Source organism: Tabrizicola sp. (assembly GCF_034366665.1).
GTDB lineage: Bacteria > Pseudomonadota > Alphaproteobacteria > Rhodobacterales > Rhodobacteraceae > Tabrizicola.
On sequence record NZ_JAXMMF010000088.1, the window covers coordinates 1 to 22,974 of the forward strand.

Consider the following 22,974-nt stretch of genomic DNA (forward strand, 5'->3'; position numbering starts at 1 on the left):
ATCGCCGGTGAGATCGTCAAACAGCGTCACCGCGCCGAAGATCGTGGGCATGCCCTTCGCGGCGTTGCCGGGGAAAATCGTCGCGACCTTGACCAACGCGCCCAGCCCGTTGATCCAGGCCGCGCGGTCCAGCAGCGTGTCCTTGTCGCGATACAGGAACATGTCCTTGATCTGAGCCCTTGGCATCCGGTGCCCGGCCTCGATCGCAGCAAGCAGTCCCTGCCACGTCAGCAGCGCCTCGGCGTCCTTTGGAACGACCTGGGTCATAGCCCCGCTTCCTTTCTGGTCAAAAGCCCCTCGGCCACGAGTCGTTCGGCCCAGCCCTGCCAGCTTTCGAACTGATGCGTGCGCCAGCCCCGTCGGGCGGCGGCGGTGATGTTCTCGGCCTTGTCATCGGCAAACAGCAGACGGTCGGGCGGCAAGCCGCAATCGTCTTCGACCACCTGATAGATGCGCGGGTCCGGCTTTGACACCTTCAACCGCCCCGAGACGTATTCGCGGTCGAACTCGGCCAGGAAGTCCAGCTTGTCGCGGGCTTCCTCGTAGGAATAGCTGCCGAAGTTGGTCAGGCAGAAGACCGGCACGCCCTTGGCCCGCAATGCGCGAAGTAGCGCGATGGAGCCTTCGATCCGGGGGCTGGCAAGCTCGATCCAGCGGTCATACCACAGGCGGATTTCCGGGGACCACTCCGGGTGGCGGTCGGCCCAGTCATAGATCGTCTCGCGGAAGAGGGCCCCGTCGTCGACCAGGGCGTTCATCCCGTGCAGGTCCACGGCATCGAACAGCGCGCGGCGGCGGTCCTCTCCCAGGACGCGGTCGTAAAAGGCCTCGGGCTGCCAGCGGGTCAGCACGTTGCCGATGTCGAAGATCACTGCCTCAGGCTGCATCGCCTTCCCGTTTCCGCACTGTTTCCCGCCAGATCACATAAAGGCCGGACCCGCAGATAAGCGCAATCCCCACCCAGGACACCGCGTCGGGGAAGGTGCCAAAGACCACCAGCCCCCAGAGGATTGCCAGCGGCATCCCCACGTATTCAAAGGGCGCGATCAGACCGGCTTCCGTCGTGCGATAGGCCTGCGTGACCATCATGCCCCCGATCCCCACCGACAGACCCGTGGCCAGGAAGACCGGCCAGTCGTGCAATGGCGGCCAGATCCAGGGGCGGAAGAGGAAGGCCCAGAGCCCCTCGTCCGTCGCCAGGTGCCCGTCCCCGACCCAAAGCCCCATGCACAGGCTGACCACGATGAACCCGGCCTGGACGTAGAATGACAGGGTCATGGCGCTTTCGGTGCCGCCCATGTGCCGCACCAGAAGGTTGCCAGCTGCGTACATCACCGCCGAAATCAGGACGAGGAGTGCGGCGGGCTGGATCACTCCGGCCCCGGGGCGCAGCATCACGATCACTCCGACCATGCCGATGATCACCGCGGCCCAGCGCCGGGGGCCGACCTTTTCGTGCAGGAAGACGATGGACAGAAGCGTGATGATGATCGGGCTGACATAGGCGACCGCCACGGCATCGGCCAGGGGCAGGGCGGCAAGGCCGACAAAGTAGGTGACGTTCGAGATCATCACGATGACGACCCGCATCAGGTGCATCCGGGGCCGCCCGGTGACCAGTTGCGTGAACCCCCTCTCGGACCAGCCGATCACCGAAAGGATGAAAGTCATCGCGACGAAGGCCCGGATCAGGATCACCTGGTGCAGCGCATAGCCGTCCGAGAGGAACTTGATCGAGACGTCGTTGACCGAAAAGATCAGCGTGCCGCCGATGGCGAAAAGGATGCCGGTCAGGGCTTGGGAACGTGCCATGCGGGCAGGTGACCCGGGCCGTCCGGTTCCGTCTGTCCTGCCCGCGACATCGGTGACGCAGGCAGGCCGCGACCGTCAGGGGTTCGCGGGCGCGGCGGCGGTCAATGCGTCGACCCGAGCTTGGAGCGCAGCCTTTTCGGCCTCCAGGCTGGTGACCGTTTCGGTCAGGGTGGCAATCTGGGCTTGCGCGCTTTCGGCGGCCTTGGCGGCGTCGGCCTCAAGTGCCGCAACCTGGGCTGCAAGGTCGGCCTTCTCGGTTTCCAGCGTGCTGACTTTTTCCAGCATGGCCGCCGCATCGGCCTGGACGGAAGCCGCCGCGTCGTTGGCTGCCGTCATCGCCGCTTCGCCTTCGGCCTTCAGCGCGGCAAGCTCTTCGGCAAGCCTGGCCTTGTCTGCCTCCAGCGCGGTGACCGCTTCGGTCCTGGCGGAAAGGTCTGCCTGCAAGGCGTTCCCCTTCTGGCTGGACTGATAGGCGAAAAAGCCCAGGATCGCCGCCACCACGACCAGCACAATCGTCAGCATGTTCCGCATCGCCACACTCCCCTGTCTTTGCGCCGACGCTATCCGCAACCCGGCCCGCCGCACAACAGGCAAGCCAGCCCGGACCGCACCGCTTGCGGCCAGCCTAAAGGCCGCGGCGTGACGGGTCAGCCCGGGGCCGCGAAGACCTGCACCCAGTAATACCGCAAGGGAGCCGAGCTTCCCCGGATCGGTCTGTCATCCGCCTGGTAGACCACGGCAATCCCGGTCTCGGTCATCCGGCAGTTCAGCATGTTGCGCCGGTGGCCCGCGCTGTTCAGCCAGCCCTGCACCGCCTGCATGGCCGTCCGATGCCCCGCCGCAATATTCTCGGCCGCGGCCCGGTAGCTGTAGCCCTGCCGCTTGATCCGCGAGGAGAACTTGCTGCCATCCTTGCCAGCGTGCCCGAAGAAGTTCTGCTCGGCCATCGCGCGGGCATGTGACTTGGCCGCCGCCGTCAGCCGGGCATTCAACCGCAGGGGCTGGCACCCCGCCTTGGCGCGGGCCGAGTTTACCACCGACAGCACCGTTTCCGCCGGACTTGCCGCCGCCACGGGCGATGTGCCCAGGGCCAGCGAAATCAGCAGCGCCTTAGCCCAGGAAAGCCTGCGCATGGAACGACACGTGGTCCTCCATGAAGGTCGAGACGAAGAAATAGCTGTGATCATAGCCCTTCTGCATCCGGAATGTGCCACCCTGCCGCGCCTGGGCCATCGCTTCGGCCAGCGCTTCAGGGCGGAGTTTGTCGAGAAACTGGTCGGCCGTCCCCTGGTCGATCAGCATCGGCCCGTCGAATCCCCGGCGCCGCATCAGCAACGTCGCATCATGCGCGGCCCATGACGACTCGTCAGGTCCGAGATAGGCAGAAAATTGCGGACGGCCCCAATCGCTCGCCGAGGGGTTGCAGATCGGCGCGAAGGCCGAGACGGATTTGAACCGTCCCGGAAAGCTCATCGCGATGGTCAGGGCCCCGTGGCCGCCCATCGAATGGCCGGTGATCCCCTGCACCTCTTCGGCCAGCGGGAAGGCGTTGAAGAGGACGCGGGGCAGGTCCTCGGTGATATAGTCCCACATGCGGAAATGCGGGGCCCAGGGGGTTTGCGTCGCGTTCAGATAGAACCCCGCGCCCTGCCCCAGCGCAAAGTCGGCATCGTTCGCCACGCCTTCGCCACGCGGCGAGGTGTCGGGAAAGACCAGGGCGATCCCGGCCTCGGCCGCCCAGCGCTGCGCGCCCGCCTTGATCATCGCGTTCTCGTGCGTGCAGGTCAGGCCCGACAGGAACCAGAGCAGCGGCACCGGCCCGTCCTCGGCCTGCTGGGGCAGGAAAAGACCAAAGGTCATGTCGCCGCCGGTGGACTGGGAGGCATGGGTGTAGACGCCCTGAACCCCGCCGAACGCGCGGTTTTCCGAGATGGTTTTCATAGATAGCCCCCCTGGCCGATCAGGGCGATCGCGGCTGTCACGGTCACGACCGACGCGGCCGTGGACAGCAGGATCGCGGTGGAAACGCGTTGTGGCGCAACGCGGTAGTGCTGCGCAAGGATGAAGACGTTGCCCGCCACGGGCAAGGCCGCGGCGGCAATCATCACGCCGGCCTGATAGCCCGTGACGCCGAACAGCCAGCATGCTCCCGCCACTGCCAGCGGGTGCAGGATCAGCTTTGAGAACGACAGCCACGCCGCGACCTCGACCCGTTCCGCCGAGCGCCCCGCCAGCGAGGCCCCGATGGCAAAAAGTGCGCAGGGCGTGGCGGCGGCCCCCAGCAGCGTCAGGAATTCGTTGACGGGAACCGGCAGCTGCAGCCCCGTCGCGCCCCAGAGGATGCCCAGTCCGACCGAGACGATCATCGGGTTCTTCACCAGCCCCATGCCCAGGATGCCGAAGGTCTGCGCGCTGACCCGACCTGCCCGCAGGCCGGTGATCACCATCGTCAGGATCGACGAGAACACGATCAGGTCGACCGCCAGCACCAGAAGCACCGGCCCCACAGCCTGTGGCCCCAGAAGAAGCGCCAGCATCGGGATGCCCAGAAAGCCGACATTGCCGATGACCCCGGTGTGCGCCTCGAACACCGCCTCTTCCGGACTGACGCCCCGGGCCAGCGCGACGGCGGCCACGATCAGCCAGACGACCGCGGTGGCCAGCAGATAGGCAAAGACGAAGGGCCAGCTGAAGATTGCCGACACGTCCAGGTTCGCGGCAAATCCGAACAGCATGGCCGACAGCGCGAAGTAGAAGACAAAGCGGGTGAGGTAGGCCGTCGCCTCTTCCGAGAAGAACCGGCTGCGTCCGGCAAGGTAGCCGACCCCGATCAGGGCAAAGAACGGCAGTGTCTTCAGAAAGATCGCCAGCATGGCTTCCGTGGTGTCACGGGCGGGCGAAAAGGGCAAGCAGAGGCCTGGGAATCGGCATCCGTGGGGGCGCACTGCCGCTCGATTTCGAAACATTCGCAGCCGTCGATGTGGCAAAAGCAGGGCAAGCCCCCCAGCCCTCCAGCACGGCATTGGATGCATCGGGCAGGGCAACTGCCCCAAGTTGTTTCCATATCTTGCGGCAATCACCGGCTTGATCGGCACATCTGCCACCATTCGTCACCATTCCCTCTGACGTCAGCGACGGCCCACGTGGGCGATTGTGGCGAAAAACGACCGGAAACCCTTCACGTTTTGGCCCAACTCATTGGCTACACGTGAAGAACCGCACGTCCTTCATGGGGGCAAGAAGGACGCGGATATGGGTGATTAGTGATGACCGCTGCCGCGCGCAAGTTTGACTCTGTCGATCTGGGGACCACAGCCGACGAGCTGGCCCCGGGAACCAGGCTGCTTTTCGGCCAATTCACCATCGAATCCTTCGTGAACAGCGGCGGCTTCGGGATCGTCTACATCGCGCGGGACTCGCTGGATCGGCAGGTGGTCATCAAGGAGTGTTTCCCCTCGACCTTCTGCCGCCGGATCGGCACCACGGTCGGCGCACGGTCGCGGGCGCAGCAGGACGAATTCCGCACCGCCGTGAAAGGCTTCATGCAGGAAGCCCTGACACTGTCGCAGCTGGATCACCCCAACATCATCAAGGTCCACCACGTCTTCGAAGACAACGAGACCGCCTATATGGCGATGGACTACATCGACGGCCCGGACCTGTTGCAGACGGTCGAGGGTACGGCGCGGCCGCTGACCCCGAAAGAGATCGTGTCCTTCCTGCACACGATGCTGGACGCTTTGGGCCATGTGCATGAACGGGGCCTGCTGCACCGCGACATCTCGCCCGACAACATGATCCTGAACAAGGCAACGGGCCAGCCGATCCTGATCGACTTCGGTGCCTCGCGGAAGGAAGTGACGCGGAAAAGTCGGGCTCTGTCCGGCCTGCGCGTGGTCAAGGACGGCTATTCCCCGCAGGAATTCTACGTCAGCGGCAGCAAGCAGGCCCTCTACAGCGACCTTTATGCGCTGGCGGCCAGCTTCTACCATCTGATCACCGGCGAGACGCCCAAGACCTCGCAAGAGCGGCTGTCGGCCATCGCCGGGCGCGAAGGCGATCCGCTGCGCCCGCTGGCGGGGCGGTTCAAGACCTATCCGCACGGGTTCCTGGATGCGATCGACAAGGCGATGGCGATCTTTCCGCGTGACCGGCTGCAGTCTGTCGACGAATGGCGGGCGATGCTGGTCGGCGATGCCGCGCGTCCGGTTTCGCAACCCGTCCTGCCTGCCGCGCCGGTCGCCCGGGCAGTCTCGGCCCCGCCACCGGCCGCCCAACAACCTGTTGCCGTGGCTCAGGCTGACCAGCCCGCCACCCCACCACTCGCCGCCCCGCCGCAGGCAAAGGCCCCCAGCCTTCCGGCCGCACCCGAGCCCGCCGTGGCAGCCAGCCCTGCGCCCATCGTGGTGATCCAGGCCCCGCGCAATGTGCGCGATTTTCTGATGTCCTCGGCGGCCGCAGTGCTGTTGCTGGTGGGGCTGCTGTCGCTGCCCAACCTGCTTTCCAGCGGGACCGATGGCGTCGCCCAGACCGCAACCGCGGCCACTGCCCCGACCGCAACCGCGGCCACTGCCCCGACCGAGACGCGGGCGGCGGTCGCTCCGGTCGAAGGGGCACCGCGCGCCGATGAGCTTTTGCCGGTCACCAATGTCCTGCGCCTGCCCGGTGGCTATACCTTCGACGTGGTCGAGACGGACACCGCAACGCAGACCGTGGTGTCCGAACTGCCGGCCGAACTGGAAGGCTCGATCCAGGTGGGTGACATCCTGCTGGTCTACGCCCCCACGGGCGAGACCTTGGCGACCGCAACCGCGCTGCGGGAGATACTTCAGCGCGAGTTTGCGAATGGTATTACAACTTACAGTTTTGTAGTTCGCCGTGGTGACAGTACAGTGGAAGCAGAGTTCCGGCTTGGGGTGGCGGGCTGACTGCCGTTGCCGAAACACGAAAACGGGGAGACAAAGCCTTGAAGTTCCTTCGGACGATCTTTCGCGAGAATGACGAGACCGGCCATGCCACTGGTCAGGCGGAAACCGGTCCCGACCCCGTGATGGCCGCATTGGCCGAGCTGGAGGTCAAGCGCCTGCGCGAAGCGCTGGCCGCCGCCTCTCCGCCGCCCGCGCCCGAACCAGAGCCCGAGACGACGACCCCGACAGCCGTGGCCCGGCCCAGCCGAGTCGTGAAGGCCAAGGCCCCGCTGCCCGAAGGCGTGAGCCTGCCCAGCCGCGGCATCTGGGATCTTGAGGAGGATGAGGCACCGAAGCCCGCCGCCGAGCCAGAAGTTTCCGCCGAGCCTGCGCGCCGCGCAACCCGGACCAAGACACGCGTCCTGGGCTTTGAAGCGCAACCCACCGCCGTCGTCCCGCTGTTCGACGGGATCGATTCGCCTGCCATCGCTCCGGCGGCCTCGGCACCGGGCAAGGGCTATGCGATGTTCCCTGCGGGCTGGCTGGTGGTCAAGGACGGCCCCGGCAAAGGCGCGTCCTTCGCGCTAAGCCAGGGCATCTCGCAGATCGGGCGGGGTTCGGATCAGACCGTGTCGCTTGACTTCGGCGACATGGCGATCTCGCGCCAGAACCACGCCGCAATCGCCTATGACCCCGACACGCATGCCTTCTATGTCGGTCACGGCGGCAAGTCGAACCTTGTGCGCCTGAACGGCCACCCGCTTCTGGCCACCGAAACCGCCGCCGATGGCGACGAGATCCAGATCGGCGAAACGACCCTGGTGCTGAAAGTCCTGTGTTCTCCCGAGTTCAACTGGTCATCGTTCGAGGCCGAAGGAGACGGGCATGATATGGCGATCGCGTGAACCTCGCTACGACGTCGCCTCGGGCATCAGCCAGGGCGCGCGCGACTACCAGGAAGACGCGATCACGGCCGACTTTCCGGTTGGGGCCGAGGCTGGCTTCGTGGTCCTGGCCGACGGCATGGGGGGGCATGCCGCAGGCGATGTCGCGTCCAAGATCGTCCTGACCGAGGTCTACTCCGAGCTGAAGTTCCACTTCGCCAATGTCGCCTCATTCGAGGCCCGCGCGCCCGAGATCCTGCGTGGCGTGGCCGACCTCGCGAACGAGACCCTGCGCAACCATTCCCGGACCCACCCCGAGACCAGCGGCATGGGGCCCACTCTTGTCGTCCCCGCGCTGGTCGAGAACCGGCTCTGGTGGATCTCGATCGGAGATTCTCCGCTTTACCTCTTCCGCAACGGCAAGCTTGTGCAGCTGAACGAAGATCATTCGATGGCGCCGCAGATCGACCTGATGGTCCAGGCGGGCCTTCTGGATGCGGAGAGCGGTGCGACCCATCCCGACCGCAACTGCCTGGTGTCTGTGCTGATGGGCGCGAAGGTGGCCAAGATCGACTGCCCGTCGCGCCCGGTCGAGCTGAAGGCCGGCGACATCGTGGTCTGTTCCTCGGACGGGTTGCAGTACCTGACGAACACCCAGATCGAGAAGGTCCTTGCCCGCTACCGCAAGTCCCGATCGACCGAAATCGCGGAACGCCTGCTGGAAGAGCTGGTTCGGCTGGACGACCCCGACCAGGACAACATCAGCTTCACCGTGATCAAGGTGAACGATGTCTCGGTCCGGCCGCAGAACGACCGTGCCGAGCGGCAGGCCCTGGCGGTCACCACCCGGCCCCGTCGCCCGACGACCGTAGTAGCCGATCCGGTCCTGGTGCCCCTTCCCGTGGCCGAACCGCCGCAGCGCCCGGCAGCGGAAGCGGTCGAAGGTGATGCGACCACGCTGACCGAGGCTGACCCGGACCCGCAGGAGGCTCGGCCCCCCGTCATCCCCCGCAGGATCGCGGCTTTGGGTTAGGCCTGGCGGAAGACGCTCATGATCTGGTCCAGCGGCTTTTTCCGCTTGGCCACCGCCGGGACCGTGGCGGTGTCGGCTGGATAGCCCACCGGCAGGATCATCACCGGCTTTTCGTGCTCGGGCCGTTCACACAGCGGCCCCAGGAATTTCATCGGGTTGGGCGTATGTTCCAGACAGACCAGCCCGGCATGGTGGATCGCCGTGATCAGCATTCCCGTCGCGATGCCGACGCTTTCCGGCACGTAGTAGTTCTTGTAGCGCGCCCCGTCTTCGGTCATCCCGTAGCGCTGCGCGAAGACAACGATCAGCCACGGCGCGTCAGTCAGATGCGGCTTTGAGACGCCCGTCCCGATAGGTTCCAGCGCCGACAGCCACTCATCCCCCGCACCGCCCTGATAGAACGCCCGCTCTTCCTCCTCGGCCCCGTCGCGGATGCGGGCCTTCATCGCGGGATCGCTGATCGCCACGAAGTGCCAGGGCTGATGGTTCGCCCCCGAGGGGGCCGTCCCCGCCGCTGCGATGCAGGATGCAATCACCGCCTCGGGCACCGACCGCGTTGAATAGTCCCGCACCGAGTGGCGCTTCTTCATGTAGTCGCGGAACCGCTCGGCCTCGGCCAGCGCGGCGGCGTCATCCAGCTGCACGCGGTCCGGCAACGGCAGGGGCTGATAGCTCACCTCACCCTTGCGATACATCACCCGCCCCCGATCAGAACCCCGGCGGCAAAGACCAAAGCGCCGCCAAGGACGACCTGCAAGGCCGCACGCAGGAAGGGGGTTTCCATGTAACGGTTCTGGATCCAGGCGATGGCCCAAAGTTCCACGAAGACCACGATCATCGCGATGGTCGTGGCCGTCCAGAAATCCGGGATCAGATAGGGCAGCGCGTGGCCAAGTCCGCCGATGGTGGTCATCACGCCCGAGGCGATGCCGCGCTTCAAGGGCGAGCCGCGGCCCGACAGCACCCCATCGTCATGCGCGGCCTCGGTGAAGCCCATCGAGATGCCCGCACCCACGGACGCAGCCGTGCCCACAAGGAACGTGGTCCAGGTGTCCTGTGTGGCAAACGCTGTCGCGAAGATCGGCGCCAGGGTCGAGACCGATCCGTCCATCAACCCGGCCAGCCCCGGTTGCACCCAGGTCAGGATGAACTGGCGCTTGGCGGTCTGGTCCTCGTCGTCCCGCGCGTCTTGCGGCAGGTGCGCTTCCTCCAGCCGCTGCGCGTGGCGTTCGTGCCCCGCCTCAGCCGCAGCAAGGTCGCCGAGCAGCTTGCGGGTTGAGGCATCCTGCGTCCGCGCAGCAGCGCGGAGGTAGAAGTCGTGCGCCGTCTTCTCCATCGTCGCCGCCTCGCCGCGCATCACCTCCAGCGACAGGTTCTGCGACAGCCAGACCGGGCGGCGGGCGTAGAACCCCGCGACATGTTCACGGCGCAAAAGCGGGATCACCTCGCCAAAGCGCGCGCGGTGCAGGTCGATCAGACGCTGGCGGTGCCCGTCCTCTTCCACCGCCATCCCATCGAACACCGCCGCCGAGGCGGGGTAATCGGCCCGCAGACGCTCGGCGAAGGTGCGATAGATGCGGGCGTCATCCTCTTCCGAGGAGATCGCCAGCGCCAGAACCTCCTGTTCGGAAAGGTCGCTGAAACGGCGGCGGAAGGTCAGGGCGGAAAGCACGGTTGGCACCATAGTTTGGAATGGTTCTAATCTAACTCAGGAACCAGCCGCTGCAACGGCATAATCTGAACTTTCCGGTTCACTTTCCGCTTGCCGAACTGAACTTGTCGGTTTAGAAAATATTCTGAACCGCAGAGTTCAGAATGGAGATCACGATGACCCGCTTCGCACTTGCCCTTGCCACCGGCCTTGCCCTTGCAGCACCCGTTGCCGCGGACTCGCTGGCTGTGCTGCTGCCGACGCTGACGTTCCCGGACACGGTCACCACCTCGACCAAAGGCTGCGACGCACCGGTCGCCCAGCCGACTTGCCAACTGGCCGAGTAACCGCTTCGCTTGCCGCGCCGGATCGGGATGGTCTATGGTCCCTGTCGGGGGATGCGATGAACGCCATTCAGGATCACGGGGTCCGGCGCGGCCGGAAGTTCGACCAGGTGCTGGACGGCGCCCGGAAGATCTTCATGCGCGACGGGTTCGAGCGCGCCTCGGTCGACGACATCGCGCGCGAGGCCGGCGTCTCGAAGGCCACCATCTACGCCTATTTCCCCGACAAGCAGCTTCTGTTCCTGGAAGTCGCGCGCTGCGAATGCCATCGCCAGACCGAAGAGGCCGAGGCGATGGTCGAAGGCGACGCCCCGGTGCGGGTGGCGCTGACCATCGCGGCAGAACGGATCGTCGCGTTCCAGCTGTCGGACTTCGGTCAGCGCATGTTCCGCATCGTGGTCGGCGAGGGCGAGCGTTTTCCGGGGCTTGGCCGCCAGTTCTACGACTTCGGGCCGGGGCTGATCCACCAGCGGCTGGTGCATCACCTGGGCTGCTATGTTGAAAGCGGCCAGCTGCGGATCGACGACCTTGACCTGGCCGCTGACCAGTTCGCGCAGCTGTGCAAAGCGACGATCCACGAGAAGCTGATCTTCGGCATGACCGAGACGATCACCCCCGAACTGGCGCACCGGTCAGTGCACGGTGCCGTGGACATGTTCCTGGCGCGCTACGGTGTGGCTTGAGACCCAAAATTCTTGAGTAAGAATTTTGACAAATTCCTTGCTTAAGGAATTTGGGTGCCTAGCCGTTCTCGCGCAGCACCGAACCAGCCAGATACAGCGAGCCGCAGATCAATACTCGCGCTTCGGGTGATACTGCAGCAATGCCCGCCAGCGCCTCGGCCACCGATCCGGCCGCGACGGCATCAATGCCGACTGACAGCGCTGCATCGCGGGTAACCTCGGCGGGGAGGGTGTTCTTTTCGCCCGGGATCGACACGGCGTGCAGCCGGGTCACCTGCGGGGCCAGGGGGCGCATGTAGCCAGTCACGTCCTTGGTGTTCAGCATCCCGCAGATCAGGTGCGTCTCGCGCCGGGGCATCCGCGCCAGGGTCGCCGCCACCGCCTCGCCCCCTGCCGGATTGTGGCCGCCGTCAAGCCACAGCTCGACCTGCGGTGCAAGATCGACCAGCGGGCCGTGCCGCAACCGCTGCATCCGGGCGGGCCAGAAAGCCTTGGTCACCGCCGCCTCGCAAGCGGCCTCGGGCTTGCCTAGAAGCCGCAGCGCCGCGATGGCGGCCCCGGCGTTCTGCACCTGGTGCGGGCCGGGCAGGTTCGGCAGCGGCAGGTCCAGAAGGCCGTTCTCGTCCTGATAGATCAGGCGGCCCCGTTCTTCCCAGACGTTCCAGTGTTGGCCAAAGACCCAGAGCGGAGCGCCAAGCGAAGCCGCCTTCGCCTCGACCACCGCCAACCCGTCGGGGTGCTGTGGTCCGACGATACAGGGCACGCCGCGCTTGATGATCCCGGCCTTTTCACCGGCAATCTTGGCGATGGTGTCGCCCAGGAAAGCCTCGTGATCCATCGAGACCGGCGTAATGATCGTCAGCCGGGGCTTTTCCACCACGTTCGTCGCATCCAGCCGCCCGCCCAGCCCCACTTCCAGCAGCGTCCAGTCTGCGGGCGTCCGCGCAAAGGCCAGAAAGGCCGCGCAAGTGGTGATCTCGAAGAAGGTGATCTCGTCCGGCCCGTTCACGCGGACACATTCGTCCAGCAAAGCCGTCAGCGCGGGTTCGCTGATCAGCTCCCCGGCAAGCCGGATGCGTTCATGGAACCGCGCCAGGTGCGGCGAGGTATAGGCGTGGACGCGGTCCCCACCCGCCTCCAGCCCCGCCCGGATCATCGCCTGGGTGCTGCCCTTGCCATTTGTCCCCGCGATATGGACCACCGGAGGAATCGACCGTTCGGGATTGCCAAGGGCCGCAAGCAGCCGGTCAACGCGGGCCAGGGTCAGGTCGATGACCTTGGGGTGCAGCGTCATCATCCGCTCCAGGATGACGTCAGAGCCTTGTGTCATGGATCAGGCGCTCGCCTGCGACTGGGCGGCGACCGGCTCTGCCGGAGCGGGCAGGTCGCCCTTGATCGCCGGAGGCTGGCCGGTCAGCATCCGGACCAGCGTCACCAGTTCGTCCTTCATTGCCTTGCGGTGGACGACGCGGTCCAGCATCCCGTGGTCCAGCAGATATTCCGCGCGCTGAAAGCCTTCGGGCAGCTTCTCGCGGATGGTCTGTTCGATGACGCGGGCACCGGCAAAGCCGATCTGGGCGTTGGGTTCGGCAATCTGCACGTCGCCCAGCATGGCATAGCTGGCCGTGACCCCGCCGGTCGTGGGGTGGGTCAGCACGACGATGTAGGGCAGCCGCGCCTCCTTCAGCATCTGCACCGCGACCGTGGTGCGCGGCATCTGCATCAGGGACAGCATCCCCTCCTGCATCCGCGCCCCGCCCGAGGCGCTGAACAGGATCAGCGGGCGCTTCAGTTTCACCGCCCGTTCGGCCGCAGCGATGATCGCATTGCCGACGTACATGCCCATCGACCCGGCCATGAAGCTGAAGTCCTGCGCCGCCGCCACGATGGGGGTGCGACCCATTTCGCCCTCGGCCACCAGCATTGCGTCCTTCTCGCCGCTGGCCTTCTGCGCCGCCTTGATCCGGTCGGTGTATTTCTTCTGGTCGCGGAAATGCAGCGGGTCCACGACCGGGTCGGGCACCTTGACCTCGGTGAAGATCCCGCCGTCGAACAGCGCCCCGAACCGTTCCCGCGGGCTGATCGCCATGTGGTGTTCGCAGTTGCTGCAGACGTTCAAGTTCGCCGCCAGCTCGCGGTGGAACAGCATCGTCCCGCATTCCGGGCATTTGGTCCAAAGATTCTCGGGCACCTCGCGGCGCGAGAAAAGCGAGTTGATCTTCGGACGGACGTAGTTGGTGATCCAGTTCATGCGCGCCTGCTGCCCTTTGGGTCCGCCTTGGAAATAAGCCGGGGGGCCGGCAAATGCAATCAGCGGTGATCCGCCGGGCGTGGCGAAACTTTCCGGGCCCCGCCCCCGTTCCTTCTGCATCGAACCGGAGGGATCGCCATGCCGCAAGGCCCGCTTGTCTACCGCCAACGGCTGCTGACCCGGATCACGCATTGGGCCTGGGCCGTCAGCCTGTTCTTTCTGATGCTGACCGGCCTGCAGATCTTCAACGCCCATCCCAGCCTGCATCTCGGGACAGAGGTCGGGTTCGACTACGACAATGCGATTCTGGAAATCTTCGCGCGGCAGAAGGGCGACGTCCTGCAGGGCGTGACGCGGGTCTTCGGGGTCGAATTCGACACGACGGGGTATCTTGGCGTCTCGAATGGCGAGGCTCGCGCCATCCCGGCGGCGCTGACGATCCCATCCGGCCAAGGTCTGGCCACGGGGCGGGTGATCCATTTCTTCTTCGCCTGGGCGCTGGTCGGGACGCTGGTGCTGTGGCTGGCAGCCTCGGCTCTGAATGGCCACCTGAGGCAGTTGATCCCCACCTTGGCGGACCTGAGGGCGCTGCCCCGCGATATCTCCGATCATGCCCGCCTGCGCTTGCCCCACGGCGCCGGCTACTCCGTTCTGCAGAAGCTTGCCTATGCCTCGGTCCTGTTCCTGGCCCTGCCGCTGATGATCCTGACCGGGCTTTCGATGTCTCCCGGCTTCAACGCCGCGGCTCCCTGGCTTCTGGACCTGTTCCAGGGCCGCCAGACCGCGCGGACGATCCACTTCCTGACCATGCTGGCGCTTCTGGGCTTCTTCGCCATCCACATCGCGATGATCCTGCTGGCCGGTCCGCTGAACGAGATGCGGTCGATGCTGACCGGCTGGTATCGCACCGATGGAGGCAAGCATGATTGACCGCCGCAACCTTCTGCTTGGCGGGGCGGCGTTGGCGCTGTCCGGCTGCAAGGTCTTCGACAGCGCCGCAGACAGCGACAGCGCCTTGCGCAAGATTTTCGCCAGCCACGAGGGCCTGACGCAAAGCGCCCAGCGCGCCCTGATCGGCAACCGGCTTGCGCCCGAGTTCACCGAGGCCGACATCCGCCAGGGGATGCGGCCGAACGGCTCGACCGATCCGGCCAGCGCCGAGTATCGCCGGATGGCCGAGACCGCGTTTCGCGACTACCGGCTGACGGTGAAGGGCCTTGTCGAAGCCCCCGTCTCGCTGTCGCTTGCCGATCTGAGTGCGCTGCCTGCACGCACACAGATCACGCGCCACGACTGTGTCGAAGGCTGGAGCTGCATCGCCAAATGGCAGGGCGTGCCGCTGGGGGGTGTGCTGAAGCTGGCGAAGCCGAAGGTAACCGCCCGCTATGCCGTGTTCCACTGCTTCGACGCCATCGAGCGGAGCCTGTCGGGTGAGGTCTTCTATTACGAAAGCATCGACCTGATCGACGCCTTCCATCCCCAGACGATCCTGGCCTATGCGATGAACGGGGCACCCCTGCCGGTGGCGAACGGGGCGCCCTTGCGGCTGAGGGTGGAACGGCAGCTGGGCTACAAGATGGCGAAGTATGTCCACACCATCGAGCTGACCGACAGTCTTGCTGCGCTGGGTTCGGGCAAGGGCAGCTATTGGGCCGACCGGGGATACGAGTGGTACGCGGGGATCTGAGCGCCCAAATTTCTTGAGTAAGAAATTTGTCAAAATCCTTGCTTAAGGATTTTGGTCCCTTACCCCCAGGTCGGATGGAACTTGCCCGCCGGGGACAGTGTGAAGATTTCGCAGCCCGTGGCCGTGACGCCCACCGAATGTTCGAACTGCGCCGACAGCGACTTGTCGCGGGTCACGGCGGTCCAGTCGTCGGCCAGAACCTTCGTTTCCGGACGGCCAAGATTCACCATCGGCTCGATGGTGAAGAACATGCCTTCCTCCAGCACCGGGCCGGACCCCGCGCGGCCATAGTGCAGCACGTTCGGCGGCGCGTGGAACACCCGGCCAAGGCCATGACCGCAGAAGTCGCGGACGACGGACATCCGCTGCGCCTCGACATAAGCCTGGATCGCATAACCGATGTCGCCGAAGGTGTTGCCCGGCTTGACCGCCGCGATGCCGCGCATCAAGCCTTCGTGGGTGACTTCGATCAGACGCTCGGCCTTGCGGGCCAGCTGCCCGGCCACATACATCCGGCTGGTATCGCCATACCAGCCATCGACGATCACCGTGACGTCGATATTAAGGATGTCGCCGTCCATCAGCACCTTCGCCCCCGGAATCCCGTGGCAGACCACGTGGTTGACGCTGATGCAGGACGCGTGCTTGTAGCCCTTGTAGCCGATGGTGGCAGAGGTCACGCCACGACGCCGGATCTCGTCGGTGATGAAATCGTCGATGACCGCCGTGGTCGTTCCCGGCACCACCAGCGGGGCCACTGCATCCAGAATTTCCGCCGCAACGCGGCCCGCGGCGCGCATGCCCGAGAAATCCGCATCCTCGTAGATGCGGATGCCATCCTTGGTGATCCGGGCGCGAATGTCGTCCACAGGCAGTCTCCTTGGCCAATACATAAGAGCCTTGCGCGGAATTGGCCAGAGGCCGGGGTTTGAAAGCCCGGCCGCGAAGGCTATACCCGACCCATTGACCACAAGGAGCCTGGCCATGAGCAACCCGACAGCCGCAATCCTGGTGATCGGCGACGAGATCCTGTCGGGCCGCACCCGCGATTCGAACATGCATTTCCTGGCCCAAGAGCTGACCCGCATCGGCATCACCCTGCGCGAGGCGCGGATGGTTGCGGACATCCACTCCGAAATCGTCGATGCCGTGCGCACCTTGGCGTCGAAATACACCCATGTCTTCACCAGTGGCGGGATCGGCCCCACCCATGACGACATCACCGCCGACGCTGTGGCCGAGGCGATGGGGGCCGCGATCAGCCACCGCGCCGACGCGATGGCGCTGTTGCAGGCGCATTACGACCGCTCGGGCCTGCCCTTCAACGAAGCCCGCCAGCGGATGGCGCGCATCCCGGACGGGGCCACGCTGATCGACAACCCGGTCTCGACCGCGCCCGGTTTTACCATCGGCAACGTGCACGTGATGGCGGGCGTGCCGAACATCTTCCAGGCGATGGTCGCCTCGGTCCTGCCGAAGCTGACCGGCGGCCCACCGCTTTTGTCGCAATCGCTGCGCGTGAACCGGGGCGAGGGCGAGATCGCCGGCCCGTTCGGCGCGCTGGCGGCCGAGTTTCCGGACCTGTCGATGGGCTCTTACCCCTTCATCCAGAACGGAGCGCATGGCACGAACCTGGTGGTGCGCGGCACAGATCCGGGCCGGCTGGATCAGGCGATGGTCACGCTGACGCGGCTTTTCGGATGACCCCGGCCCTTCTGGCCGAGGTGATGGAGGCGACCTGGCCCCCCGCCAGCCGCCAGAGCCTTGGCCCCTTCACGCTTCGCGATGGGGCGGGGGGCGGCAAACGCGTCTCGGCGGCAAGCCTGGATGGCGGCTCCTTCACCGACGCCGACCTCGACGCCCTCGACTCGGTGATGGCACAGCCCCTGATGCTGGTGCGCGCCAAAGAGACTGCCCTGGATACGGCACTTGCCACCCGCAGTTGGACGATCATCGACCCGGTCGTCGCCTATGCCGCGCCGGTCGCCCGCCTGACTGCCGACCTTCCAGGCCTGACCGCCTTTCCGCACTGGCCCCCGCTGGAAATCGCCCGGTCGATCTGGGACAGGGGCGGCATCGGCCCCGCCCGCCTTGCGGTGATGGACCGCGTCCTGGGCCCGAAGGCCGCGCTTCTGGGCCGGATCGACGACCGGCCCGCCGGGGTGGCCTTCGTGGCCTGCCACGGGGCCGAGGCGATGGTCCATGCCGTCGAGGTGCGGGACAGCCACCGTCGCCAGGGTTTGGGGAAAAGCCTGCTTCATGCCGCAGCCAACTGGGCCGCCGACCAAGGGGCATCGCGGCTTTCGCTGGTCGTCACCCGGCAGAACACCGCCGCACGTGCGCTCTACGCTCGCCTTGGCATGGAAGTTGTGGGAAAGTACCATTACCGAATGAAATGATCGCGGAAAGCGACCCCCGGCAGTGCCAAAGGCTTACCTTCCCCTCGTTCTTGCCATCGCACTGGCCAATCCTGCTTCTGCCTTGACTTTGGACCTTCCGGCCAAGCTTCTGGGCGAGGAAACCCGCAGCGAGATCCCCGGCAGTTATGCCTTGCCCACCGGGCCCTTTGACGGCACCTCGGTTCCCGCGCGGCAGGTCGAAGGGGCACTGGACCAGCGCGCCTACCGGCTGGAGGCTCCTGGCGCGACCACGCTTGCGCTGCTTAGCCCGCTGCGCGACCAGGTGCGTGCCGCTGGCTACGAGATCATCTTCGAATGCGCGGCGCGGACCTGCGGCGGCTTCGATTTCCGGTTCAACACCGACGTTCTGCCCGAACCGGACATGCACGTCGATCTGGGCGATTTCCGGTTCCTCTCGGCCCTCAAGGGGGACGAGGCGGTCTCGATTCTGGTCAGCCGCAGCGCGGGCGCGGGGTATGTCCAGATCACCCGGGTCACGGCCACCCCGATCCAGACGCCGACCGTCGCGACAGCCGTCGACCTGGAAGACCCCGAGCTTTCGCGCAGTGTCGCCGAGCCGGGGCAAGCCAATGGCATTGCCGCGGCGCTGGACGCCGATGGTGCAGCGGTGCTGGAGGACCTGGTCTTTGCCAGCGGGGCCGCAGCGCTGTCCGAGGGTGACTACCCCTCGCTTGCCGCCGTCGCGGCCTGGCTTGAGGCGAATCCCGAAGGCACCGTTGCCCTTGTCGGCCACACCGATGCGTCGGGCAGTCTTGCCGCCAACCAGGCGCTGTCCGAACGCCGCGCCGAGGCGGTGGCGGACGCGCTGATCCAGACCTACGGCGCCGACCCGGCGCGCGTCGCAGCGGATGGCGTGGGCTTTCTGGCCCCCCGGGCCACCAACCAGACCGAGGAAGGCCGCCAGAAAAACCGACGGGTCGAAGTGATTGTCACTTCGACCCGCTAGTGGACGCACCCTGAGAGGGGGGCAGGGACGTCACCAGTTGTCAGGACCCTTGTCGGCATAGCGCCGCGCCAGAAAGTCGATGAACGCCCGCACCTTGGGCTGGGTGAACCGACCCGGCGGGTAGACCGCGTAGATGCCCAGAACCTCGACCGGAAGGCCGGGAATGGCTTCTTCCACCAGCCCCTGCCGCATCGCATCGGCATACAGGAACGAGGGCAGGTAGGCGATTCCCAGGCCCGAGATCGCGGCGTTCAGCAGCGATTGCCCGTCGTTCACCGTCAGCCAGCCCACGGACCGGACCTGCCGCTTCTCGCCCGAGGGTGCGGTGATCTTCCAGACGTTGCCGTTGGCCTGGTTGGAATAGTGCAGAAGCTTGTGGTCGTTCAGATCGTCGATCTTCTGTGGTCGCCCGAACTTCTGGAAATAGCCCGGCGCGCCGATCATGCGCTTGGTCGTCTCGGTCAGCTTGCGGGCGCGGAGGCTGCTGTCTTCCAGCTCGCCCACGCGGATCGCCATGTCGAAGCCTTCGCTGATCAGTTCGACATAGCGGTTGTTCAGCACCATGTTCACGGTGATGTCGGGGTATTCCAGCAGGAAATCCCCCAGGATCGGCGACAGCAAGTTCACGCCAAAGTCCGTCGCGACCGACACCCGCAACAGGCCCGAGGGTGCCGATTGCATCGACGTCACCAGAGCATCCGCCTCGCCCGCATCGTTCAGCACGCGGCGGGCGCGGTCGTAATAGGCCAGGCCGATTTCGGTCGGCGACACGCGGCGCGTCGTGCGGTTCAGAAGGCGCGCACCCAGTCGGGCTTCCAGGGCAGACACATGTTTCGAGACAGCGGATTTGGAAATCCCCATCTTCTTGGCTGCATCGGTGAAGCCGCCCTGGTCCACTACCGTGGCGAAGGCCTCCATCTCTGTCAGTCGATCCATATTGTCCTCTTCGGGAGCAGACACGCCGGTTTTGTTACAAACAGGTTTCACTTCCAAATCGGGCAGGAAGGCGGCAATCAGGCGTCCGATCCGGGGTATTGTGGGGGATCGTTGATGGCAGAGAAACTCTGGACCGCGCCTGGGGATCGGCAACGGGTCGCCTGAATCACCTTCAGGGATGGGCAGGGAAAGGGTGGCCGCGCGCGTCTAGGCGGGAAATCGTTCCAGTATCCTGCATAAATCGGCGGCGTCATGACGCCGAAACCGCATAAAATTGCATCCCTATGGAATGTTCTTCCCACAGCCGATAGCTGGCGTCGCAGGGCGGCAACAGGCTGCCCTGCAATCGTGGATAGAAAAGGAGACTTCCATGAAACGCTTCGCAATCGCACTTGCACCGCTTGCCCTGGCCTCGGCCGCTTTCGCGCAGACCCTGCCCGAGGTGGCTGATCCCGACTCCAGCGGGAACTGGTCGCTGGTCGAGCTTCAGGCGGTCTGGACGGATCTGACCGAGGACACTTTCAAGGCCATCGACACCAGCGCAGACGGTGCCGTTGATGCGACGGAACTGCAGGCCGCGCTGGATGGTGGCGTGATCACGGCTCCGGCGGAAGCCTCGGGCGGCTGAGAAGGCCGCTCGTCGATGACTTCGTCACTCCTCGCTGATGTCCGACGAGGAGACGAAGTCGAACGAGGAGGCTTTCGCTAAAGCCGTGCCGCCAGGCGCGCCGCCTGATCAATGGCGCGCTTGGCATCCAGTTCGGCCGCGACATCCGCCCCGCCGATCCGGTGGTGGCGGATGCCACGCTGCTCCAGCTGGGCCGACAGCCCCCGCTCGGGTAGCTGTCCGGCGCACAGCACCACGGCATCGACCGCCAGCAGTTCCTCGCCCTCGCGGTTCGGCCCGTGGCTGATCACCAGCCCCTCCGGCGTGATCCGTTCATAATTCACCCCGCCCTGCATCTTGACCCGCTTCATCGCCAGACTGGCCCGGTGAATCCATCCCGTCGTCTTGCCCAGATGCCGCCCCGGCTTTTCAGCCTTGCGCTGCAGCAGATACACCTCTCGCGCGGGGGCGTGGGGCTGCGGCCCTTCGGATGCCAGCCCACCGCGATCCTCCCACGGCGCGGTGACGCCCCATTCTTCGCGCCAGAGACCGGCATCCAACGTCGGGCTGACCCCGTCCTGCACCAGCGTCTCGGCCACGTCGAAGCCGATCCCGCCTGCGCCCACCACGGCCACCCGGCGCCCCACCGCCGCGCCTTGCAGCACGTCGATGTAGGACAGCACCGTCGCCCCCGCCTCGACCGGAATTCCCGGATCGCGGGGCGCAACCCCGGTGGCGATCACCACCTCGTCGAAGCTTTCCAGGTCCTCGACGGTAGCTTCCTTACCCAACCGCAATTCGATTCCCGGCCCGCGCAGCATGGTGGCGAACCAGTCGACCAGCCCGTGAAACTCTTCCTTCCCCGGAACCTGCCGGGCCAGGTTCAGCTGGCCGCCAACCGCATCGGCCTTGTCGAACAGCGTGACCTGATGCCCCCGCTGGCTGGCAACGATGGCGGTCATCATTCCCGCAGGACCGGACCCCACTACCGCCACCCGCTTGGGCGCATCCGTAGCTGTATATACAAGCTCGGTCTCATGGCAGGCGCGAGGGTTGACCAGGCAGCTGGTCAGCTTGCCGCTGAAGGTATGGTCAAGGCAGGCCTGGTTGCAGGCGATGCAGGGCGCGATCCGGGCCGCCTGCCCGGACGCCGCCTTCAAGATGAAATCCTGGTCCGCCAACCAGGGCCGCGCCATCGACACCATGTCCGCAGCACCCGATTCCAGCAGACCTTCGGCGACTTCGGGCGTGTTGATCCGGTTCGAGGTGATGACGGGAATCGAAACCTCGGGCCGCAGCCGCGCCGTCAGATGCGCGAACCCCGCCCGGGGGACCGAGGTGGCAATCGTCGGCACCCGCGCCTCGTGCCAGCCGATCCCGGTGTTCAGCACCGAGGCTCCCGCCGCCTCCACCGCCTTTGCCAGCTGGATGACCTCCTCCCAGGTCGAGCCATCCGGCACCAGGTCGATCAGCGAGATGCGGTAGATCAGCACCGCCCCCGGCCCCATCGCCGCGCGGACACGGCCCACGACCTGAACCGGAAGCCGCATCCGGTTCTCGTAGGACCCGCCCCACCCGTCTGTCCGGCGATTGGTGTGGGTGACAAGGAACTGGTTCAGGAAATACCCCTCCGACCCCATCACCTCGACGCCGTCATAGCCAGCTTCCACCGCCCGCGCCGCAGCAGCGGCGATGTCGGCGATCTGCTTTTCGATCCCGTCCTCGTCCAGCTCTCGTGGCGCAAAGGGAGAAATCGGCGACTTCACCGGCGACGGCCCGACGCAATCCTTCGAATAGGCGTAGCGCCCCGCATGCAGGATCTGCATCGCGATATGCCCGCCTTCGGCATGGACGGCGTCGGTGACCCGCCGGTGGTTGGCGATGTCCTGATCCGTGAACAGCCCCGCCGCGCCCGGAAACACCCCGCCCTCGCGGTTCGGAGCCATCCCGCCCGTCACGATCAGACCCGCCCCACCCTTTGCCCGCGCCGCATAGAAGGCCGCGACCCGGCCCCAATCGCCCGTTTCCTCCAGCCCGGTGTGCATCGAGCCCATCAGGCTGCGGTTTCGCAAACTGACCCCGGCCAGTGTGATCGGCGACAGAAGATGCGGGTAGTCGGACATGATGGTCTCCCTTGCGGGCCGAGAATGGCGAAGCGCGACACGAACGTCACCACGAACGCCGCGTCACACGATTGACCGCCTGCCGGTCGCCACCATCGGTATCCACTTTTGTCGGGCCTAAAGCACCACGACCTGTGCCGGGTCCAAGAGCCAGGGCGCGATGATCCCGCAGGTATCGGCCAGCGGCAGCAGGGTATCCGGCACCTCCATTCCGATCACCCGCTGCATGAGTTCGGCCCGCAAAGCACAGCGCCGGGCCAGGTTCGGGTGCTTCCGCGCCAGATCGTCGCGCAGGTCGTCGTCGGCAATCACATAGCCGTCCTCCATCCGGGTCGAGCCCCAGCGGGGATGCGCCGGGATCACATCCATCTGCATCGCCATGCCCGAGGCCAGTGGGATCCCCGATTCCGGCATGATGGGCGAGGACATCCACTCATCCACCCCAATCAGGTGGCCGGGGTTCAGCGTTATGCCGAACTCGCCGGGCAGACGGTCATGGATCATCGCCCAGACCGCGCCCCCTGCCACACCAGGCCGCATCATCCCGCACCAGTCGGACATGGCTTCGGTGTAGGGGAAAACGAACTCCTCCAGATAGCCCGCCGCCGATGCGGGCAGGTCGTCGGGCCCTTGGGCCATCCAGCCCGCGCGGCAGATGTTCGATCCCCAATGCGCGATGTTGAAGCTGGC

24 protein-coding genes and 2 pseudogenes are annotated in these 22,974 nt (G+C 65.8%); 11 read left to right on the forward strand and 15 right to left on the reverse strand.

From position 1 onward, the window contains the following. The 7 genes and pseudogenes from U1E69_RS11885 to U1E69_RS11915 form a co-directional block, all read right to left on the reverse strand. Positions 1 to 267 (reverse strand): annotated as a pseudogene (locus U1E69_RS11885) (ornithine cyclodeaminase); the annotation flags it as partial. Next, positions 264 to 887, reverse strand: coding sequence for an HAD family phosphatase (locus U1E69_RS11890; protein ID WP_322244586.1), 624 nt, complete (start codon positions 885 to 887; stop codon positions 264 to 266). The pseudogene U1E69_RS11885 and the gene U1E69_RS11890, both read right to left, overlap by 4 nt. Beyond that, on the reverse strand, positions 877 to 1,812 hold the full coding sequence (locus U1E69_RS11895) for a DMT family transporter (protein WP_322244587.1): 936 nt from the start codon (positions 1,810 to 1,812) through the stop codon (positions 877 to 879). Before U1E69_RS11895 ends, U1E69_RS11890 begins: the two co-directional genes overlap by 11 nt. 75 nt (positions 1,813 to 1,887) lie before the next feature. Then, a complete protein-coding gene (locus U1E69_RS11900; protein ID WP_322244588.1) occupies positions 1,888 to 2,343 on the reverse strand; it encodes a hypothetical protein in 456 nt (151 codons plus the stop codon). Positions 2,344 to 2,459: 116 nt separating this feature from the next. Continuing rightward, positions 2,460 to 2,945, reverse strand: a complete 486-nt coding sequence (locus tag U1E69_RS11905; RefSeq protein ID WP_322244589.1) for a CAP domain-containing protein — start codon at positions 2,943 to 2,945, stop codon at positions 2,460 to 2,462. Further along, a complete protein-coding gene (fghA, locus tag U1E69_RS11910) occupies positions 2,923 to 3,753 on the reverse strand; it encodes an S-formylglutathione hydrolase (RefSeq protein WP_322244590.1) in 831 nt (276 codons plus the stop codon). Before fghA ends, U1E69_RS11905 begins: the two co-directional genes overlap by 23 nt. After that, entirely contained in the window at positions 3,750 to 4,685 is a 936-nt protein-coding gene (locus tag U1E69_RS11915) for an AEC family transporter (protein ID WP_322244591.1), read from the reverse strand. Before U1E69_RS11915 ends, fghA begins: the two co-directional genes overlap by 4 nt. Before the next feature lie 393 nt (positions 4,686 to 5,078). Here U1E69_RS11915 and U1E69_RS11920 point away from each other — a divergent pair, with 393 nt between their 5' ends. Genes U1E69_RS11920 through U1E69_RS11930 form a run of 3 tightly spaced genes read left to right on the forward strand, consistent with a single transcriptional unit; the run spans position 5,079 to position 8,636 of the window. Then, complete coding sequence (locus U1E69_RS11920) at positions 5,079 to 6,740, forward strand: serine/threonine-protein kinase (protein WP_322244592.1); 1,662 nt, start codon at positions 5,079 to 5,081, stop codon at positions 6,738 to 6,740. A 38-nt stretch (positions 6,741 to 6,778) separates the two neighbouring features. Then, entirely contained in the window at positions 6,779 to 7,624 is an 846-nt protein-coding gene (locus U1E69_RS11925) for an FHA domain-containing protein (RefSeq protein WP_322244593.1), read from the forward strand. Then, a complete protein-coding gene (locus U1E69_RS11930) occupies positions 7,605 to 8,636 on the forward strand; it encodes a PP2C family protein-serine/threonine phosphatase (RefSeq protein ID WP_322244594.1) in 1,032 nt (343 codons plus the stop codon). Before U1E69_RS11925 ends, U1E69_RS11930 begins: the two co-directional genes overlap by 20 nt. On the opposite strand, the gene U1E69_RS11935 is transcribed toward U1E69_RS11930, so the two are convergent. Both U1E69_RS11935 and mbfA read right to left on the reverse strand, forming a co-directional pair. Continuing rightward, positions 8,633 to 9,331: a nitroreductase family protein gene (locus U1E69_RS11935; protein WP_322244595.1), complete on the reverse strand. Its 699-nt coding sequence runs from the start codon at positions 9,329 to 9,331 to the stop codon at positions 8,633 to 8,635. The genes U1E69_RS11930 and U1E69_RS11935 overlap by 4 nt on opposite strands. Then, positions 9,331 to 10,308, reverse strand: a complete 978-nt coding sequence (mbfA, locus tag U1E69_RS11940; protein ID WP_322244596.1) for an iron exporter MbfA — start codon at positions 10,306 to 10,308, stop codon at positions 9,331 to 9,333. Before mbfA ends, U1E69_RS11935 begins: the two co-directional genes overlap by 1 nt. Before the next feature lie 155 nt (positions 10,309 to 10,463). Between mbfA and U1E69_RS11945 the strand changes: the two genes are divergently transcribed. Beyond that, complete coding sequence (locus tag U1E69_RS11945) at positions 10,464 to 10,634, forward strand: hypothetical protein (protein ID WP_322244597.1); 171 nt, start codon at positions 10,464 to 10,466, stop codon at positions 10,632 to 10,634. A gap of 56 nt (positions 10,635 to 10,690) precedes the next feature. Then, entirely contained in the window at positions 10,691 to 11,314 is a 624-nt protein-coding gene (locus U1E69_RS11950; RefSeq protein WP_322244598.1) for a TetR/AcrR family transcriptional regulator, read from the forward strand. A gap of 58 nt (positions 11,315 to 11,372) precedes the next feature. On the opposite strand, the gene U1E69_RS11955 is transcribed toward U1E69_RS11950, so the two are convergent. After that, positions 11,373 to 12,644, reverse strand: a complete 1,272-nt coding sequence (locus U1E69_RS11955) for a folylpolyglutamate synthase/dihydrofolate synthase family protein (RefSeq protein ID WP_322244599.1) — start codon at positions 12,642 to 12,644, stop codon at positions 11,373 to 11,375. A 3-nt stretch (positions 12,645 to 12,647) separates the two neighbouring features. Continuing rightward, a complete protein-coding gene (gene accD, locus U1E69_RS11960) occupies positions 12,648 to 13,565 on the reverse strand; it encodes an acetyl-CoA carboxylase, carboxyltransferase subunit beta (protein WP_322244600.1) in 918 nt (305 codons plus the stop codon). A gap of 138 nt (positions 13,566 to 13,703) precedes the next feature. Between accD and U1E69_RS11965 the strand changes: the two genes are divergently transcribed. Both U1E69_RS11965 and U1E69_RS11970 read left to right on the forward strand, forming a co-directional pair. Then, positions 13,704 to 14,495: a cytochrome b/b6 domain-containing protein gene (locus U1E69_RS11965; protein WP_322244601.1), complete on the forward strand. Its 792-nt coding sequence runs from the start codon at positions 13,704 to 13,706 to the stop codon at positions 14,493 to 14,495. Further along, entirely contained in the window at positions 14,488 to 15,252 is a 765-nt protein-coding gene (locus tag U1E69_RS11970; protein WP_322244602.1) for a molybdopterin-binding protein, read from the forward strand. Before U1E69_RS11965 ends, U1E69_RS11970 begins: the two co-directional genes overlap by 8 nt. Before the next feature lie 59 nt (positions 15,253 to 15,311). Here the strand turns inward: U1E69_RS11970 and map are convergent, their stop codons facing one another. Next, positions 15,312 to 16,145 carry a type I methionyl aminopeptidase gene (gene map, locus U1E69_RS11975; protein ID WP_322244610.1) on the reverse strand — a complete coding sequence of 278 codons (834 nt, stop codon included), beginning with the start codon at positions 16,143 to 16,145 and terminating at the stop codon, positions 15,312 to 15,314. Positions 16,146 to 16,236: 91 nt separating this feature from the next. Between map and U1E69_RS11980 the strand changes: the two genes are divergently transcribed. The 3 genes from U1E69_RS11980 (at position 16,237) to U1E69_RS11990 (ending at position 18,618) form a co-directional block, all read left to right on the forward strand. After that, the gene (locus U1E69_RS11980) at positions 16,237 to 16,956 is read left to right on the forward strand and encodes a competence/damage-inducible protein A (protein WP_322244603.1); all 720 of its coding nucleotides are present in this window, start codon (positions 16,237 to 16,239) and stop codon (positions 16,954 to 16,956) included. Beyond that, entirely contained in the window at positions 16,953 to 17,651 is a 699-nt protein-coding gene (locus U1E69_RS11985; protein ID WP_322244604.1) for a GNAT family N-acetyltransferase, read from the forward strand. Before U1E69_RS11980 ends, U1E69_RS11985 begins: the two co-directional genes overlap by 4 nt. A gap of 82 nt (positions 17,652 to 17,733) precedes the next feature. Further along, a complete protein-coding gene (locus tag U1E69_RS11990) occupies positions 17,734 to 18,618 on the forward strand; it encodes an OmpA family protein (RefSeq protein WP_322244605.1) in 885 nt (294 codons plus the stop codon). Between the two features lie 30 nt (positions 18,619 to 18,648). Here U1E69_RS11990 and U1E69_RS11995 read toward each other — a convergent pair whose 3' ends face one another. Continuing rightward, positions 18,649 to 19,554, reverse strand: a complete 906-nt coding sequence (locus U1E69_RS11995) for a LysR family transcriptional regulator (RefSeq protein WP_322244606.1) — start codon at positions 19,552 to 19,554, stop codon at positions 18,649 to 18,651. 370 nt (positions 19,555 to 19,924) lie between these two features. Here U1E69_RS11995 and U1E69_RS12000 point away from each other — a divergent pair, with 370 nt between their 5' ends. Next, on the forward strand, positions 19,925 to 20,182 hold the full coding sequence (locus tag U1E69_RS12000; protein ID WP_322244607.1) for an EF-hand domain-containing protein: 258 nt from the start codon (positions 19,925 to 19,927) through the stop codon (positions 20,180 to 20,182). A gap of 77 nt (positions 20,183 to 20,259) precedes the next feature. Here the strand turns inward: U1E69_RS12000 and U1E69_RS12005 are convergent, their stop codons facing one another. Both U1E69_RS12005 and U1E69_RS12010 read right to left on the reverse strand, forming a co-directional pair. After that, positions 20,260 to 22,284, reverse strand: a complete 2,025-nt coding sequence (locus tag U1E69_RS12005) for an NADPH-dependent 2,4-dienoyl-CoA reductase (RefSeq protein ID WP_322244608.1) — start codon at positions 22,282 to 22,284, stop codon at positions 20,260 to 20,262. A gap of 117 nt (positions 22,285 to 22,401) precedes the next feature. Beyond that, positions 22,402 to 22,974: pseudogene (locus U1E69_RS12010) on the reverse strand (hypothetical protein); the annotation flags it as partial.